The 17,504-nt window shown below is 68.5% G+C and carries 14 protein-coding genes and 1 pseudogene; 7 read left to right on the top strand and 8 right to left on the bottom strand.

The window, feature by feature from the left end:
* Positions 1–14: 14 nt before the first annotated feature.
* Positions 15–2,339, bottom strand: a complete 2,325-nt coding sequence (locus tag BSY19_RS16400) for a bifunctional salicylyl-CoA 5-hydroxylase/oxidoreductase (RefSeq protein ID WP_069055076.1) — start codon at positions 2,337–2,339, stop codon at positions 15–17.
* 233 nt (positions 2,340–2,572) lie between these two features.
* Between BSY19_RS16400 and BSY19_RS16395 the strand changes: the two genes are divergently transcribed.
* The 7 genes from BSY19_RS16395 to BSY19_RS16365 all read left to right on the top strand — a co-directional run bounded on the left by BSY19_RS16395 (position 2,573) and on the right by BSY19_RS16365 (position 8,833).
* Complete coding sequence (locus tag BSY19_RS16395; protein ID WP_069055075.1) at positions 2,573–3,328, top strand: SDR family NAD(P)-dependent oxidoreductase; 756 nt, start codon at positions 2,573–2,575, stop codon at positions 3,326–3,328.
* A 3-nt stretch (positions 3,329–3,331) separates the two neighbouring features.
* Entirely contained in the window at positions 3,332–3,889 is a 558-nt protein-coding gene (locus BSY19_RS16390) for a MarR family winged helix-turn-helix transcriptional regulator (protein ID WP_236840378.1), read from the top strand.
* On the top strand, positions 3,886–4,722 hold the full coding sequence (locus tag BSY19_RS16385; protein ID WP_069055074.1) for an enoyl-CoA hydratase family protein: 837 nt from the start codon (positions 3,886–3,888) through the stop codon (positions 4,720–4,722). Before BSY19_RS16390 ends, BSY19_RS16385 begins: the two co-directional genes overlap by 4 nt.
* Before the next feature lies 1 nt (position 4,723).
* Positions 4,724–5,926, top strand: a complete 1,203-nt coding sequence (locus BSY19_RS16380; RefSeq protein WP_069055073.1) for an acyl-CoA dehydrogenase family protein — start codon at positions 4,724–4,726, stop codon at positions 5,924–5,926.
* Between the two features lie 19 nt (positions 5,927–5,945).
* A complete protein-coding gene (locus BSY19_RS16375) occupies positions 5,946–7,577 on the top strand; it encodes a benzoate-CoA ligase family protein (RefSeq protein WP_069055072.1) in 1,632 nt (543 codons plus the stop codon).
* Positions 7,578–7,625: 48 nt separating this feature from the next.
* Positions 7,626–8,030, top strand: a complete 405-nt coding sequence (locus tag BSY19_RS16370; protein WP_069055071.1) for a RidA family protein — start codon at positions 7,626–7,628, stop codon at positions 8,028–8,030.
* A 167-nt stretch (positions 8,031–8,197) separates the two neighbouring features.
* Complete coding sequence (locus BSY19_RS16365) at positions 8,198–8,833, top strand: EF-hand domain-containing protein (RefSeq protein WP_069055070.1); 636 nt, start codon at positions 8,198–8,200, stop codon at positions 8,831–8,833.
* A gap of 64 nt (positions 8,834–8,897) precedes the next feature.
* On the opposite strand, the pseudogene BSY19_RS16360 reads toward BSY19_RS16365, so the two are convergent.
* From BSY19_RS16360 to BSY19_RS16330, 7 genes and pseudogenes are all read right to left on the bottom strand, one after another.
* Positions 8,898–9,682, bottom strand: a pseudogene (locus BSY19_RS16360) (SDR family oxidoreductase).
* Between the two features lie 105 nt (positions 9,683–9,787).
* Entirely contained in the window at positions 9,788–10,771 is a 984-nt protein-coding gene (locus BSY19_RS16355) for an ABC transporter ATP-binding protein (protein WP_069055069.1), read from the bottom strand.
* Between the two features lie 32 nt (positions 10,772–10,803).
* Complete coding sequence (locus BSY19_RS16350) at positions 10,804–11,856, bottom strand: ABC transporter ATP-binding protein (RefSeq protein WP_069055068.1); 1,053 nt, start codon at positions 11,854–11,856, stop codon at positions 10,804–10,806.
* 2 nt (positions 11,857–11,858) lie between these two features.
* The gene (locus BSY19_RS16345) at positions 11,859–12,752 is read right to left on the bottom strand and encodes an ABC transporter permease (protein WP_069055067.1); all 894 of its coding nucleotides are present in this window, start codon (positions 12,750–12,752) and stop codon (positions 11,859–11,861) included.
* 1 nt (position 12,753) lies between these two features.
* Positions 12,754–13,707 carry an ABC transporter permease gene (locus BSY19_RS16340; RefSeq protein WP_069055066.1) on the bottom strand — a complete coding sequence of 318 codons (954 nt, stop codon included), beginning with the start codon at positions 13,705–13,707 and terminating at the stop codon, positions 12,754–12,756.
* Between the two features lie 172 nt (positions 13,708–13,879).
* Positions 13,880–15,478, bottom strand: a complete 1,599-nt coding sequence (locus BSY19_RS16335) for an ABC transporter substrate-binding protein (RefSeq protein ID WP_069055065.1) — start codon at positions 15,476–15,478, stop codon at positions 13,880–13,882.
* Positions 15,479–15,676: 198 nt separating this feature from the next.
* On the bottom strand, positions 15,677–17,329 hold the full coding sequence (locus tag BSY19_RS16330) for an ABC transporter substrate-binding protein (RefSeq protein ID WP_069055064.1): 1,653 nt from the start codon (positions 17,327–17,329) through the stop codon (positions 15,677–15,679).
* Positions 17,330–17,504 lie beyond the last annotated feature (175 nt).

The raw sequence follows: 17,504 nt of genomic DNA, 5'->3' as shown, positions 1-17,504 counted from the left end.
CAGCCCCCGTGGCATCACGGGCTCAGCGCATGCCGGCTCGGCTTGGCCTTGAGCTTGAGCGCCTCCAGGTCCTGCCGCTCGCGCGGGGTGTTGCGCAGGAGCTGGTCCTTGCCCGGCCCATATTGAACCGGCTGCATCAGATCGACGCCGTACCAGGCGGCCGAACGCAGCACGAAGGACGGGTCCGACAGATGCGGGCGCCCGAGCGCGACGAGATCGGCCCGGCCGGAGGCCACGATGGTGTTGGCCTGGTCGGCGGTCGTGATGTTGCCGACGCACATGGTGGCGACCCGGGCCTCGTTGCGGATCTGGTCCGAGAACGGGGTCTGGAACATGCGGCCATAGACCGGCCGCGATTCGCGCACGGTCTGGCCGGTCGAGACGTCGACGAGATCGCAGCCCTCGGCGGCGAAGGCCTCGGCGATGGCCACCGAATCCTCCGCCGAGAGGCCACCTTGCGCCCAGTCGGTCGCGGAGATGCGCACCGACATCGGCCTCTCGCGCGGCCAGATCTCGCGCAGCGCCCGGAATACCTCGAGCGGATAGCGCAGGCGGTTCTCGACCGAGCCGCCGTAGTCGTCGCCGCGGCGGTTGGTCAGCGGCGAGAGGAAGCTCGCCAGCAGATAGCCATGGGCGCAGTGGAGCTCGAGCATGTCGAAGCCGGCGCGCGCGCCGCGTTCGGCCGCCGCCACGAACTCCGCCTTCACGCGGTCCATGTCGGCGCGCGTCATCTCGCGGGGCACCTGGCTCTCCGGGTAATAGGGCAAGGGCGAGGCCGAGATGATCGGCCAGGCGCCCTCCGCCAGCGGGCGGTCCATGCCCTCCCACATCAGTCTGGTGGCGCCCTTTCGCCCGGCATGGCCGAGCTGGAGGCAGAGCTTGGCGGCGGAATTGGCGTGGACGAAAGCGACGATGCGGGCCCAGGCGGCCTCCTGCGCATCGGTGTAGAGACCGGCGCAGCCGGGCGTGATCCGCGCATCGGCGGCGACGCAGGTCATCTCGGTGAAGATCAGGCCGGGCCCGCCGATCGCGCGCGAGCCGTAATGCATCAGGTGCCAGTCGCCGGGCACGCCCTCTTCAGCCGAATACTGGCACATCGGCGCCAGAACGAGGCGGTTTTCCAGCGTGAGATCGCGCAGCTTCAGCGGCTGGAAGGCCGGCGGCACGGCGCTGCCGTCCTTGCGGCGGCGGGCGAGCGGGCCGAGTTCGCCCGCGACCATCTCGTCGACGGCGGCGACCATGTCGGGCGCGCGCAGCGCGAGATTGTCATAGGTGATCGCCTTGGAGCGGGTCATCAGGCCGAAGGCGAAGCGCAGCGGATCGAAATCCCAGAAGCGGCCGAGCTGCTCGAACCAGACCAGCGAGACATCCGCCGCATGCTGGGTCTTCTCGACCTCCTCGCGGCGGGTGCGCTCGAACAGGGCGAGTGCGTCGGCGACCTGGAGGCCGGCCTTGTGGAAGGCCTTGTGCAGGCCGATCGCATCCTCCATCGCGAGCTTGGTGCCCGAGCCGATCGAGAAATGCGCGGTGGCCTTGGCGTCACCCAGCAGAACGACGTTCTCGACCACCCAGTTGCGGCAGCGGATCATCGGGAAGTTGCGCCAGAGCGAGCGGTTGGTGATCAGCCGGTGGCCCTGCAGTTCCTCGGCGAAGACGCCTTCGAGGAAGACGGCCGACGCCGCCTCGTCCATCGCGCCGAGGCCGGCCTTCCGGAAGGTGTCGGGGTCGGTCTCCAGCACCCAGGTCGAGCGGCCGGCCTCATACTGGTAGCAATGGGCGATGAAGACGCCATGCTGCGTCTCCTTGAAGAAGAAGGTGAAGGCGTCGAAGGGCCGCGTCGAGCCCATCCAGGTGAAGTGGTTCGGCCGCAGATCGACCTCCGGCTGGAAGCGATCGCGCCAGCCCTCGCGGATGCGGCTGTTGATGCCGTCGCAGCCGACGACGAGGTCGTACTGCGTCTTGAGCGTCTCGATGTCGGCCGCCTCCTCGCCGAAGCGCAGGGAGACGCCGAGTTCCCGGGCCCGCGCCTGGACGAGCAGCAGGAGCGAGCGGCGCGAGCAGCCGCAGAAGCCGTTGCCGGAGACGCGGTGGACGCTGTCCTTGAAGTGGACCTCGATGTCGTCCCAATATGCGAAATTGTCGCGGATCGCGGCGTAGCTCGCCTCGTCGGCGGCCTTGAAGATGTCGAGCGTCTGGTCGGAGAAGACGACACCGAATCCGAAGGTGTCGTCGGGCTGGTTGCGCTCGAAGACCGTGATGTCGAGATCCGGCCAGTCCCGCTTCATCAGGAGCGCGAAATAGAGCCCCGCAGGCCCGCCGCCGACCACCGCGATACGCATCTGAAGCCCCTCTCCCCGAACCGACTGCAAAATTATTTTAGGCCTAAAATAATTTTCACTCAAGCGACGCCCTCATCGCCTTGACCGAGATCAAACGACGCAGGCCCCGCACCAGTAACATGCATTGTGCTGGTGGCTTTCGGCCTTTTTGGAGAACCTTTGCCCCGGCCGTCGCAGCCGCTTGCAAAATGCTTTAGACCTAAAATAGATTTGTGCATCGGGAGGCGGATCGGATGCTCCTTTCAGGGCGGCACGCGGTGGTGACGGGTGGAGGGCGCGGGATCGGCCGCGCCGTCGCCGCGCGCTTGCGCCGCGAGGGGGCACACGTCTCCATCATCGGCCGCGATGCGGCGGCGCTGTCCGCGGCCTGTGCTGCCGGCGACGCCGACGCCCAGGCCGCCTGCGACGTCACCGATGCGGCCGCGATGGCGCAGGTGCTGGCGCGGCTGTCCGCCGATCAGCCGATCGACATCGCCGTCGCCAATGCCGGCGCCGTCGAGACCGGCCCTTTCCTGCGCAGCCCGGCCGAGCGCTTCCGCCGGATGACCGAGATCAACCTGATCGGCACCGTGAACCTGTTCCACGGCACCCTGCCCGGCATGGTCGAGCGCGGGCACGGGCGCCTCATCGCGATCGGCTCGACCGCCGGCCATCGCGGCTATGCTTATGTCTCGGCCTATGTCGCGGCCAAGCATGCGGTGATCGGGCTGGTGAAGTCGCTGGCGCTGGAGACGGCGCGCAGCGGCGTGACCGTCAACGCGGTCAGCCCGGGCTATGCCGACACGGACATGGTGGCGAGCGGGCTCGACGCCATCGTCGCCAAGACCGGTGTCAGCCGCGAGCAGGCGCTGACGGACATGGTCAAGGCCAATCCGCAAGGGCGGCTGATTGCGCCCGACGAGATCTCGCAGGCGGTGCTCTATCTCTGCGGACCGGCCAGCGGCTCGGTCACCGGCCAATCCCTGACGATCAATGGCGGGGAGTTCTAGGCGATGGAGAGCATCCTGCCGGGCCTGATGCTCGACCGCGAGACCAAGGCGAGCGAGCGCCCCGGCGACCACAAGGACGAGTTGCGGCTCTGGCTGCGGCTGTTGACCTGCTCGACGCTGATCGAGACGGAGATCCGCAACCGGCTGCGCGAGGAGTTCAAGACGACGCTGCCGCGCTTCGACCTGATGGCGCAGCTCGACAAGTCGAGCACCGGCATGACCGTCGGCGAGGTGTCGCAGCGGCTGATGGTCTCGAACGGCAACGTCACCGCGGTCGTCGCCGGGCTTCTGGCCGACGGGCTCGTCGACAAGCGCGCCGCCACGCAGGACCGGCGCGTGCAGGTGCTGACGCTGACGGCGCAGGGCCGCAAGGCCTTCAAGGCGATGGCCGAACGCCATGAGGGCTGGATCGCAGAGCTCTTCGCGGGGCTCGACCAGCCGGAGCGGGCGCAGCTCTTCCGCCTGCTCGGGCAGACCAAGACCTCGCTGCACCGCGCGATCGCGGCCCGCGCGCAGGACGCCAGCAAGCCGGACGACGCCGGCAAGGGAGATGCCTCGTGACCATGCCGGCCAACGCCACGACCCTGCCGCTCGCGGCCTTCCAGCCGCAGCATTTCGCGCTGACCGTCGCCGGCAAGGTCGCGACGGTGACGCTGAACCGGCCTGAGAAAAAGAATCCGCTGACCTTCGCAAGCTACCGCGAACTCACCGATTTCTTCCTCGCCGCGCAGAAGGAAGAGGACGTCAAGGCGATCGTGGTGACGGGCGCTGGCGGCAATTTCTCCTCTGGCGGTGACGTCTTCGAGATCATCGGCCCGCTGGTCGCGATGGAGACCAAGGAGCTGCTGAAGTTCACCCGGATGACGGGCGATCTGGTCAAGGCGATCCGCGCCTGCCCGCAGCCGGTGATCGCCGCCATCGACGGCGTCTGCGCCGGGGCGGGCGCGATCATCGCCATGGCGTCCGACCTGCGGCTCGGCACCACCGAGAGCAAGATCGCCTTCCTGTTCAACCGCGTCGGGCTCGCCGGCTGCGACATGGGCGCCTGCGCGATGCTGCCCCGGATCATCGGCCAGGGCCGCGCGGCGGAACTGCTCTACACCGGCCGGACCCTGCGCGGTGAAGAGGCCGAGCGCTGGGGCTTCCTCAACCGGCTCGTCGCGAAGGAGCAGGTTCTCGCCGAGGCGCAGGCGCTGGCCGCGGAACTGGCGGACGGACCGACCTTCGCCAACGCCATGACCAAGCGCATGCTCGAGATGGAATGGGCGATGTCGGTCGAGAGCGCGATCGAGGCGGAAGCCGTGGCGCAGGCGCTGTGCATGCAGACCGAGGACTTCGCCCGCGCCTACCACGCCTTCGCCAACAAGCAGAAGCCGGTCTTCGAGGGCAACTGAGATGGCTGCGACCAAGCTCGACGGACCTCATCTCCCGGGCATTCTCGGCGACACGCTCGACTGGCCGTTCTTCGAGGACCGGCACCGTCGCTTCGCCGCCGAGCTGTCGGCCTGGGCCGACGCCACCCTGCCGGGCCTGCCGCATGACGACGTCGACGCCGCCTGCCGGGCGCGAGTCACGGCTCTCGGCGAAGGCGGATTTCTGCGGGCGGTGGTGCCGGAGGCCTATGGCGGGCTGAACCCGACGCTCGACGTGCGCACGCTCTGCCTCGCCCGCGAAATCCTGGCGGCGCGTGACGGGCTGGCGGATTTTTCCTTCGCGATGCAGGGGCTCGGCACCGGCGCGATCACGGTCGCGGGCTCGGACGCGCTGAAGCAGCGCATCCTGCCCGGCGTCTGCGAGGGGGCGCGGATCGCGGCCTTCGCGCTGTCGGAGAAGGAGGCCGGCTCCGATGTCGCCGCGATGGCGACCACCGCCACGCCCGACGGCAACGGCCATGTCCGGATCGACGGCGAGAAGAGCTGGATCTCTAATGGCGGCATCGCCGACCATTACGTCGTCTTCGCCCGCACCGGCGAGGCGCCGGGCGCACGCGGGCTGTCGGCCTTTTTGGTCGAGGCGGACACACCGGGCCTGAGCGTCACCGAGCGCATCGAGGTGATCGCGCCGCATCCGCTGGCGACGCTGCGTTTCGAGGCCTGCCGCGTGCCGGTCGAGAACCGGATCGGCGGCCCCGGCGACGGCTTCAAGGTCGCGATGGCGACGCTCGACATCTTCCGCTCGACGGTGGGCGCCGCGGCGTTGGGCTTCGCGCGGCGGGCGCTGCACGAGACGATCTCCCATGCGAACGCGCGCAAGCTCTTCGGCGGCACGCTGGGCGATCTGCAGCTCTCCCAGGCCGCCATCGCCGACAGCGCGGCCGAGGTCGACGCCGCCGCCCTGCTCGTCTACCGCGCCGCCTGGACCAAGGATCGCGGGGCGGCGCGCGTCACCCGCGAGGCCGCGCTCGCCAAACTCGTCGCGACGGAGAACGCCCAGAGGGTGATCGACCGGGCCGTCCAGATCCATGGGGGCTTAGGCGTCACCAAGGGCGTCAAGGTGGAGGAACTGTACCGGGAAATCCGGGCGCTGCGGATCTACGAAGGCGCCTCGGAAGTCCAGAAGGTCGTGATCGCGCGCGACCTCCTCAAGGCCAAGAGCTGATACGACGAGGGTGACGGCCATGACATTCCTGCGCTCCGGCCATATCGACAGTTTCGCCCGCGACAACCTGCCACCGCCCGAGCAATGGCCGGCGATCGACCTCTCCGGGGCCGGGCTGAGCTATCCGGAGCGGTTGAACACGGTCAGCGTTCTGGTCGACGAGCATGTCGCGCAGGGGCGCGGCGACCGGCCGGCGATCATCGGCGACCATGTCACCTGGAGCTATCGCGACCTCGCGGAGCGGATCGACCGCATCGCCCATGTGCTGACGCGCGATCTGGGCCTCGTGCCGGGCCATCGCGTGCTGCTGCGCGCGGCCAACACGCCGATGATGGTCGCGGCCTATCTCGCCGTGATCAAGGCCGGTGGCGTCGTGGTCGCGACGATGCCGATGCTGCGGGCGGGCGAGCTGGTCTATCCGCTGCGCAAGGCGAGGATCGCGCTGGCGCTGTGCGACCACCGCCTGATGGCCGAGCTGGAAGGCGCCCAGCGCCAGGTGCCGGAGCTCGCGCGCATCGTCGCCTTCGGCGCGGAGGGCTGCGAGCTCGAAACGCTGATGGCGCAGCCCGGATACGACCGCTTCGAGGCGGTCGACACCGCCAGCGACGATGTCTGCCTGATCGGCTTCACCTCGGGTACCACCGGCGAGCCGAAAGGCACGATGCATTTCCAGCGCGACCTGCTGGTGATCTGCGACACCTATGCCGCGAAGGTGCTGAAGGCCTCGCCGGAGGACCGCTTCATCGGCTCGGCACCGCTCGCCTTCACCTTCGGGCTCGGCGGCATCGTGCTGTTCCCCTTCCGGATCGGCGCGGCGGCCGTGCTGCCCGACAGGACGGCGCCGGCGGATCTGCTCGACGCCATCGAGCGGCACAGGGCGAGCGTCATCTTTACCGCGCCGACGGCCTATCGGGCCGTGCTCGACAAGCTCGACGGGCGCGACATCTCATCTCTGCGCATCTGCGTCTCGGCCGGCGAGACCCTGCCCAAGCCCGTCTTCGACGCCTGGCAGGCCAAGACCGGCCTGATGCTGATGGATGGCATCGGCGCCACCGAGATGCTGCACATCTTCATCGCGGCGCCGCTGGAGGCCATCCGCCCGGGTTCGACCGGGCTTCCGGTGCCGGGCTACGAGGCGAAGATCATCGATCCCGACGGCCGCGACGTGCCCGACGGCACGCCGGGCCGGCTCGCCGTGCGCGGGCCGATCGGCTGCCGCTATCTCGCCGATGCGCGCCAGAAGGCCTACGTCCAGGACGGCTGGAACGTCACCGGCGACACCTATATCCGCGATGCGGACGGCTATTTCTGGTACCAGGCGCGTTCCGACGACATGATCGTCTCGTCGGGCTACAACATCGCCGGGCCGGAGGTGGAGGCCTGTCTGCTCGCCCATCCCGACGTGATGGAGTGCGGTGTGGTCGGCGCGCCCTGCCCCGAGCGCGGCCACATCGTGAAGGCTTATGTCGTGCTGCGCGAGGGCGTCACCGGCGATGCGGCGATGCTCAAGACCTTGCAGGACCATGTGAAGGCCGCTATCGCGCCCTACAAATATCCCCGCGCCATCGACTTCGTCACGGCCCTGCCCAAGACTGCCAGCGGCAAGCTGCAGCGCTTCGCGCTGCGCCAGATGGCACAGGGCGAGGCCTGAACCACCCCCACAGACGAGCCGGAACGGCCCCGAACCGAGGCGACGCCCATGTCGAGTGAAACCCTGTCCCGCGCCATCCTGCCGGAGGGCTGGCCGCTGCCGCGCGGCTATGCCAACGGCATGGTCGCGGAAGGCCGCGTCCTGGTGACCGGCGGGCTCGTCGGCTGGGACGAGAACGGCGTCTTCGCGAGGGGATTCCTGCCGCAGCTCGAACGCACCTTCCTCAACATCAAGGCCGTGGTCGAGGCCGGCGGCGGGCGGATCGAGGACATCGTGCGGATGACCTGGTACGTCACCGACATCGAGGCCTATCGCGCCAGCCTGAAAGAGCTCGGGCCGGTCTATCGCGGCGTGCTGGGCCGTCATTTTCCGGCGATGGCGGTGGTGCAGGTGGTCTCGCTCGTCGAGCCCGAGGCGCTGGTCGAGATCGAGGCCACCGCCGTCATCGCCTGAGCGCCTCCCGGCGCGATTGTGTTTCGCTCTGTTGCCGCATGATCCAAGCGAAACACCGGCTTACCAATTGCCGTGCGGAGGGCCCCTTCCCCTTAGGCTTCCGCAATGGGCTCGCGCCGGACAATCGCAGGCGCCGCCATCCGGCGGTGACGCGATGGAGTCCAGTCATGTCCAGCATCAGTGGCGTCAGCGGCGGATTTCGCCCGCCTCCGCCCAAGCCTCCGAGCTTCGAGTCGGTCGATACCGACAGCAGCGGCGGGTTGAGCATCGAGGAGTTCAAGGCCGGGGCCCCGAAGGGCGCCGACAGCAGCAAGAGCGAAGAGCTCTTCAAGGCGATCGACAGCGACAGCAACGGGTCGGTCACCAAGGAGGAGCAGGACGCCTTCAAGACCAAGGCCGAGCAGGCCCAGCAGCAGCTCCAGTCCTTCCTGTTCGGGCTCCAGTCCGGCGGGCAGAGCCAGAGCAGCACCGGCGAGAGCGAGGAGGAGACAGACATCTTCGCCCAGCTCGACGCCAACTCCGATGGCAGCGTCGCCAAGGACGAGTTCCTCTCGGCCTTTTCCTCCGGCACGAGTTCGTCGAGCGACCTGCTGAGCAAGCTGTTCGACGCGATCGACACGAGTGCGGACGGATCGGTCTCGAAGGACGAGCAGAGTTCCTTCCAGGCGGCGCTCGAACAGCGCGGCCGGCCGTCGGGTCCGCCGCCCGGACCGCCGCCGAGCAGCGCCTCGCAGGCCTATGGCAGCACCTACCAGCTCGGCGCGGCGAACGCGTCCGGCTCCACCTATTCGCAGGCGGCCTGAGCCAGCCCGCGACGATGACGCCGGCCGCCAGAAGGCAGGCCGGCGCCTCGTGTTCCGTTGACCCTCAGATGCTGCGCGTGGCGCCGCCGTCGATGCGGATCTTGGCGCCGGTGACATAGCTCGCCCGCTCGCTGGCGAGGAAGGTCACGACATCGGCGAACTCCTGCGGCGTGCCGTAGCGGCCGGCGGGAATCGTCGCACGCGAAGCCTTGGCCGCCTGCTCGGGCGTGGTGCCGGTGCGGTCGGCGGCGGCCTGGTCGAGCTGGTCGACACGCTCGGTGTGGATGCGGCCGGGCAGCACGACATTCACCGTCACGCCCTGCGAGGCGACCTCCGCGGCCAGCGTCTTCGACCAGCCGACGACTGCCGAGCGGATGCCGTTCGACAGCGCCAGCCGCGGGATCGGCTGCTCGACGCCCGAGGAGGCGATGGTGATGATGCGGCCGTAGCCGCGCTCGACCATGCCCGGCAGCATACCCTGCGCCAGATGGAAGAGATTGGCGGCCATCGCCTCGAAATGCTTGAGCCAGTCGTCGCGGCCGGCCTCGCGCGCCTCGGCCGGGGGCGGACCGCCGGAGTTGCCGATCAGGATGTCGATGCCACCGGCATCGCGCAGCACGGTCATCAGCGATTCGACCGAGGCGAGATCCGAGAGGTCGAGGCTGGCGGCGAAGATGCGGCTGCGCACCTCCTCGGGGCATTCGCTGACCCAGGCGTCGGTCGCGGCGACATTGCGGGCGGCGGCGATGACCGAGGCGCCTTCGCTGGCGAGCGTGCGGGCGATGGCGGCGCCCAGCCCCGGCTCGCACCCAGCACCAGCGCGCGCTTGTCGTGAAGGCCGAGATCCATGGCAGGCTCCGTCAGTTTGGCGCGGCAGGGTCGCGGCGCGTCATCGCCTGCTGATAGCGGGTCGAGGCTTGCGAGGAAATGGCCGGCGCGGAATGGGCGGCGTGCTCATGCCGCCGCGGTCATTGCCTGTTCCGCCAGGATGCAGCGCACCACCCGGCCCTCGCCGAGCTGGACGACGGGCGGCAGCGCCGCGCGGCAGCGATCCTGCGCGTGCTTGCAGCGCGGTGCGAAGGAGCAGGCCGAGGGCGGCTCGGTCAGTGCCGGCGGCGCGCCGGGAATGGCCTCGAGCCGCTCGCCCTTCTTGGCGCCGTGCAGGTTCGCGGCGAGGAGCCCCCGCGTATAGGGGTGCTGGGGATCGCGCAGCAGCTCGCGCACGGTGCCGGTCTCGACGATCTGGCCGGCATACATCACCGCCAGCCGGTCCGAGACCTCGACCGCGACGCCGATGTCATGGGTGACGAAGAGCATGCCCATGCCGAGGTCGCGCTGGAGCTGCCGCAGCAGCAGCAGGATCTGGATCTGCACGGTGGCGTCGAGCGCGGTCGTCGGCTCGTCGGCGAGCAGGAGCTTCGGACGGGCTGCGAGCGCGAGCGCGATCATGGCGCGCTGGCGCATGCCGCCCGACATCTCATGCGGATAGGCCTTGAGCCGGCGCTCCGGCGACGGGATGCGGACCAGTTCGAGCAGTTCGAGCGCGCGCGCCATCGCCGCCTTCGCCGAGATGCTCTCGTGCCGGATGATCGCCTCGGCGATCTGCTGGCCGACGGTGTAGACCGGATCGAGCGCGAGCGCGGGATCCTGGAAGATCATCGAGGTGACGGCGCCGCGGTAGTCCGCCAGATCCTGCGGGTTCAGCGCCAGCACGTCGCGCCCGTCGACGCGGACGCCGCCGCCGATATCGGTGCGGCTCTCGGGCAGCAGGCGCAGCAGCGTCTTCAGCGTCACGCTCTTGCCGGAGCCGGATTCGCCGAGGATGCCGAGCACCTGGCCCGGCTCCAGGGTCAGCGAGACACCGTTGACGGCGTGGACCGTCTGGGCGCCGCGGAAGCGCACCGTCAGGTTCTCGATCTCGACGAGAGGCGTGCTCATTCCCGTATTTTTGCCCGTGTTCATGCCCGTGCTCATGCCGCGACCTCCAGGGCGGGTGCGTGGCTGTGGCCGGAGCCGGGCACCTGCATGTGGCAGGCGACCTGACGGGCGCCCTCGCCCACCGTGGCCAGGACCGGCTTCACCTTGGCGCAGACGGTCTGCGCATGCGGGCAGCGCGGATGGAAGCGGCAGCCCTCGGGCGGGTTGATCGGGTTCGGCGGATCGCCGGCGAGCGGGGCTTCCATCGTCCGATTGTCGGGATCCATCGAGGGCATCGCCGAGAGCAGCGCGCGGGTATAGGGGTGGCGCGGATCGCCATAGAGCTCCTCGACCGGGCCGATCTCCACGACCTCGCCGAGATACATCACCATGACGCGGTCGCTGATGAAGCGGACGACGTTGAGGTCATGGCTGATGAAGATGTAAGTCAGGCCGAACTCCTCGCGCAGATCGGCGAGCAGGTTGAGCACCTGCGCCTCGACCGATTTGTCGAGCGCCGAGACCGCCTCGTCGAGGATCACCAGTCGCGGGCCGAGCGCGAGCGCACGGGCGATGTTGACGCGCTGGCGCTGGCCGCCGGAGAGCTCATGCGGATAGCGCGCGGCGAAGCGGGCCGGATCGAGCCCAACGCGCTCCAGCAGGTCGCGCGCCTTGAGGATGGCGTTGGCCTTGGAGACGCCGTGCACCGTCGGCCCGAAGGCGATCGAATCCTCGATGGTCAGGCGCGGGTTGAGCGAGGCGTAACTGTCCTGGAAGACCATCTGGGCCTGGCGGCGGTACTCCTTGAGCGTCAGCGCCTGGCCGCCGACGATCTCGCCGTCGAACAGCATCTCGCCCTTGTCCTGCGGGATGAGCTGCATGACGACGCGCGCCGTCGTCGACTTGCCGCAGCCGGATTCGCCGACGACACCGAGCGTCTCGCCCTTCATCACGGCGAAATCGACGCCGTCGACGGCGCGGACGACAGCGCCGCCGCCGAGCGGGAAATGCTTGGTCAGCGTCTTCGCCTGCAGCAGCGGGGTGCCGGCGCCGCCGCGGTCGGGGTGGGTCTGGTGATGGGTCGCGTCGACCTTGTCATGCGCCATGGTCAGCCCTTCACGTCCATCGCCGAGCGCAGACCGTCGGAAAGCAGGTTGAACGAGATCGAGGTGATGAAGATCGCCGCGCCGGGGAGCGCCGCCACCCAGGGCTGCACATAGATCGCCGTGCGCAGCGTGTTCAGCATCAGCCCCCATTCCGGCGTCGGCGGCTTGGTGCCGAGCCCGAGGAAGGACAGGCCCGACGCCAGGATCATCGAGACCGAGATCAGGCTCGTCGCATAGACGAAGATCGGACCGAGCACATTGCCGAGCACATGGACGCGGATGATCGTGATCGCGTTGGCGCCGCTGGCACGCGCCGCCTCGACATAGTCCATCGACCGGACCTGGGTCGTCACGCTCTCGGCGATGCGCGCGATCGGCGGGATGAAGACGATGGTCAGCGACAGAAGCGAATTGGTGATGCCGGCGCCGAGCGCCCCCGAGAGCGCGATCGCCAGCAGCACGGAGGGGAAGGCATAGAACACATCGACGGTGCGCATCACGACGGTGTTGAACTTGCCACCGAAGAAACCGGCGGCGACGCCGATCACCGAGCCGATGATGAAGGCGATGAAGACCGGCACCACGCCCATGAAGAGCGAGAGCCGCGCGCCGAAGATCAGCCGCGAGAGCATGTCGCGGCCGAGCTCGTCGGCGCCAAGCGGATAGCCCGGCGTCCCGATCGGCCGCAGGCGCCGCAGCATCGACGAGCGGGTCGGGTCGGCCGGGGCGAGGTAATCGGCGAAGATCGCCATCAGGATGATCGCGAGCACGACGAGGCCGGCGCAGACCGCGACCTTGTCCTTCTTGAAGCGGCGCCAGACGCCCGACCAGTAGCCGGGCGACTTCGCCAGGGGCGGCACGATGACGGCGGCCTTGCCTTGCGCGATGGCGGACATCTCAGCGCCTCCGGACGCGCGGGTCGAGCAGACCCTGCAGGATATCGACGAGGACGTTGAGCCCGACGAAGAACATGGCGAGCACGAGGATGGTGCCCTGGAGCAGCGGCAGGTCGCGCTGGAAGATGGCGTTACCGAGCAGGAAGCCGGTGCCCGGCCAAGAGAAGACCGTCTCGATCAGGATCGATCCGCCCAGAAGATAGCCGAGCTGCAGGCCCATCACGGCCAGCGCGGTGGGCGCCGCGTTCTTCACGACATGGCGGAAGACACCGAAGTCGAGCAGGCCCTTGGCCCGCAGCGCCGGCACGAATTCCTGGTTGAGGATGTCGGCGACCAGCGCACGCACGGTGCGCGCGATGATGCCCATCGGGATGACCGACATCGTGATGGCGGGCAGGATCATGTAGCTGACATGCTCCCAGTCCCATTTCCACGCCGCCGAGCCGCCCGGCCCCGCCCCGCCCGGCGGCAGCCAGCCGAGCTGCACCGAGAACACGATGACCATCACCATGCCCAGCCAGTAATGCGGCACGGAGACGCCGAGCACCGCCAGCATGGAGGCGAACTTGTCGAGGAAGGAGCCGCGGAAATAGCCGGCGACGAAGCCGAAGAAGCAGCCGAAGACGAAGCCGATGACGGTCGCGAGACCGGCGATCAGCAGCGTGTTGCCCACCGCGCGCCAGACCTCGGCCGCGACGGGACGGCCCGTCGCGATCGAGGTTCCGAGATCGCCCTGCAGGGCCTTCAGCAGCCAGAGGCCGAACTGCACCGGCAGCGGCCGGTCGAAGCCGTAGATCTTGCGCAGCTCGTCCTGCATCGCCTGGGAGGCGTCGGGCGGCAGCACCGAGGTCAGCGGGTCGCCCGGCGCGATATGCACCAGCAGGAAGCAGAACAGGCTGACGCCGAAGGCGACAGGCAGCACGTAGAGGATGCGCTTGGCGAGGTATTTCAGCATGGGGCCGCCATCTCAGCAGTCGTCTCGACCTCGACCGTCATCCTGGCCGGAGCGAAGCGGAGCGCCGGGATCCATCGGAGAGCGTTGCACCCTCCGATGGATCCCGGGACGACCTTCGGTCGCCCGGGATGACGCGCAGAGGTTGGGACGGACTGCCGAGCCAAGAACAACCTCACTTCGCCATGGTGATCGGCGAGAAGTCCTGGAACCAGTTCTGCGCCTGGACGAAGCCCTTGACCTTGGGGCTCATGGCGCGCGGGTTGACGTCGTGCGTCACCATCAGGAACAGGGCCTCGTCGACATATTTTTCGTGGATCTTCTGGAGAACGGCGGTCTGCGCCGTCGCGTCGAAGGTGTTGCGGACCTGGTCGAAGAGCTTGTCCATCTCCGGATCACAGTACATACCCCAGTTCGTGCCGGCCGGCGGCTGCAGGTTGCACTGCAGGTGACGGATCAGGCCCGTGAAGGGGTCCTGGATGAAGTAGGTGTAGTTCATCCCCGTCGCCTTGCGCGAGGATTCATGGTTGGCGCCGGCGCGCCAGATGTTGATCAGCGTGTTCCACTCGACGACCTCGAAGTCGATCTTGATGCCGACCTCGGCGAGGTTCTGCTGCACGAACTCGTTCATCGGCAGCGGCTGCATCTGGCCCGAGCCCGAGGGCGCGATCAGGATCTTGGTCTGGACCGGCTTGGCCGGCGAGAAACCGGCCTCGGCGAGGAGCTTCTTGGCCTCAGCCTGGTCGAGCTTGAGCTTGAACTTCGGGTTGCCGAACCACTGGTGGCCGGGCGGGTAGAAGCCCTCGGCCGGGATCATCAGGCCGCCGAGCAGTTCCTTCAGCCCCTGCCGGTCGACGGCGAGATTGGCGGCCTTGCGGACGCGGATGTCGTTCCAGGGCGAGCCCTCGGCGCGCGAGAGATGCCAGGTCCAGTTGTGCGGGTAGGCGTTGGTGATGATCTGGAAGCCGGCCGTCTTGAGCGAGGGGATCAGGTCCGGGGACGGCGCCTCGATCCAGTCCACCTGCCCGGCCCGCAGCGCCGCGGCGCGCGCATTGGCCTCCGGCAGCGGCAGCAGAACGAGTTTGTCGAGCTTGGGCACGCGGGCCTTGTCCCAATAGCCGGGGAAGGGCGAGAGTTCGGCGCGCTCGCGCGGCTGGAAGGCGGTGAGCTGCCACGGGCCGGTGCCGGACGGGGTCTTGGCGAAGGCCTCCCAGCTCTTGCCGAGCTTCTCCCACTGCGCCGGCGAGGACATCATCACCCAGGCGATCTGGTAGGGCAGCGTGGCGTCGGGCGCCTTGGTGGTGATCTCGACCTTGTATTTGTCGATCAACTTGTAGGAGGCGACGGCGGGAATGCGCGAGCGGCCCTGCGCCGCCTGGCGCTGATCGAACTGCGGCGAGTCGTTCTTCAGGAGCTTGTCGAGGTTCCAGACCACGGCGTCGGCGGTGAACTCCGAGCCGTCGTGGAACTTGACGCCTTCGCGCAGGACGAAGGTCCACTTGGTCTTGTCGGTCGCATCGACCGACCAACTCGAGGCCAGGCCCGGCGTCAAGTCGGAGGCCTTGTCGGCCTTGCTGAGGTCCCAGTTGATGAGCGCGTCATAGAGCGTGTAGCCCATGAAGCGCATGCCCTCGCCGCCCTGGTCGGTCTGGCCGGTCGTCAGCGGGATGTCGGAGGCGGTCATGCCGATCCGCAGCGTGCCCTGGGCTTGAGCCGATGCGGCGAAGAGGGAGACGCCAGCGGCGAGGGTCAGGGCTAGGGCACTGCGGATCATGGGTGGCTCCGGTTTGGATGGGTTCCAGGCTGGCTTCGCAAGGGCTGTGCCAGCCGCACGCGGCACCCTCCCCAACGTCATGCTCGCCCAGGTGGCGAGCATCCACGTCTCGCCCATCGTCACCGACGACGAAGCCGTGGATGGTCGGGACGAGCCCGACCATGACGACAGAGGCAGGCTGCCGCGGGGCGGAAGCGATCAGTCCATCGACATCGGAGCGAGATCGATGAACCAGCTCTTCGGCTGGACGACGCCCTTGACCTTGGCGCTCATCGCGCGCGGGCCGACGTCATGGGCCACCCAGACGAAGGGCGCTTCCTCAACGATGCGGGCATGGAGCTTGGCGAGCGCCGCATCGCGCGCCGTCCCGTCGAAGCTGGTGCGGGCGTCGGCGATGAGCTTGTCGAACTCGTCATTGCCGAAATAGCCCCAGTTGTTGGAGACCGGCGGGAAGGTCTTGGTCGAGGTGAAGCGCACCATGGCGAAGAACGGGTCCATCGCCGCGAAGGTGACGTTGGTGGCGTTGGCGCCGCGGGCGTTGGCGTGCTTGGCGCCCTCGCGCCAGTTGGTGAAGACGGCGTTCCATTCGCCGACCTCGAGCGCGACGTCGAAGAAGCACTCCTTCAGCGCCTGCTGCATGAACTCGTTCATCGGCAGCGGCTGCATCTGGCCGGAGCCCGAGGCCGAGGTCAGGACCTTCACCTTCGCCGGCTTCGAGGCCGAATAGCCGGCTTCCGTCATCAGCTTCTTGGCCGCCGCGAGATCGTACTTGATGTCGAAGCTGGGGTTGCCCCACCAGGGATGGCCCGGGGGAACGGTGCCCTTCGGGATCTCCATCAGCCCGCCGAGCAGCGTCTTCAGCTCCTCGCGGTTGATGCAGAGATTGGCGGCGTGGCGGACGCGCTTGTCGACCCAGGGCGAGCCCTCGACGAAGGAGAGCTGCCAGGGCCAGACATGCGGCTGGGCGTTGGTGTAGACGGTGAAACCGCGCTGCTTGATCTGCGGCACGGCATCCGGCGAGGGCGACTCGATCCAGTCGACCTGGCCCGAGAGCAGGGCCGCGGTGCGGGCATTGGCCTCCGGCAGCGGCAGCAGCACGACGCGGTCGATCTTCGGCACGCGCTTGGGGTCCCAATAGGCCTTGTTGGCGACCATCTCGAAACGCTCGCGCGGCGACAGCCTGACGCCCTTGAACGGGCCGGTGCCGGACGGATCGGCCGAGAAGGCCGCCCAGGCCTGCTTGGCGCGCTCGGCCGGATCGGTGACCGAGGCCGGGACGGCGGCAAGCTTGGCAGCCCAGTGCGCCGGCGACGCCATGAACAGATTGGTCAGGTTGATCGGCAGGAAGGCGTCGGGCTCGCTCGTGGTCAGTTCGACGGTGAGCGGGTCGATCGCGCGGGCGCTCCGCAGCGTCGGCATGCGCGAGACGGTGACGCCGATCTGGTCCGGCGCGAAATGCGCGGCTTCCTTGTTGAGGACCTTGTCGACGTTCCAGACGACGGCGGCGGCGGTGAAATCGGAGCCGTCCTGGAACTTGACGCCCGGACGCAGCTTGAAGGTCCATTTCGTCTTATCGGTGGCGTCGACCGCCCATTCGGTGGCCAGGCCGGGGATGACGACGCTCGCCTTCTCGGCGGAGGAGAGATCCCAATGGGTCAGCGCGTCATACATCGGGATGCCGGTGAAGCGGTTGCCCTCGAAGCCCTGGTCGGGCTGGCCGTGGGTCCGCGGAATGTCCGCTGCCGTCATGCCGATGCGCAGGACCTTCTCCTGGGCGAGCGCTCCGGTGACGAGCGCCGTCGAAAGGCCGAGGCCGAGAAGGGCCGAGCGGGTGAAGCTGGATACGGACACGTTTTTCTCCCCTGTGGTTGGCCGCTCGCTCCTGCGAGCGGCGGCACGAGGTTAGCAACGGGCATGCCAGAGGGCCGCCCCCGGTTTGGCCGGCGCCGGCCCCTCGTCCCTGCGTTAGGATTGGACAGAAGGCGGGGGCGCGCATACGCAGCGTCCTATTTTGCTCATGAAACAG

Origin of the sequence: Bosea sp. RAC05, assembly GCF_001713455.1 — a bacterium.
Lineage (GTDB): Bacteria > Pseudomonadota > Alphaproteobacteria > Rhizobiales > Beijerinckiaceae > Allobosea.
Note: the sequence above shows the minus strand (reverse complement) of the source record. Positions and strands in the feature narration are given on the sequence as shown.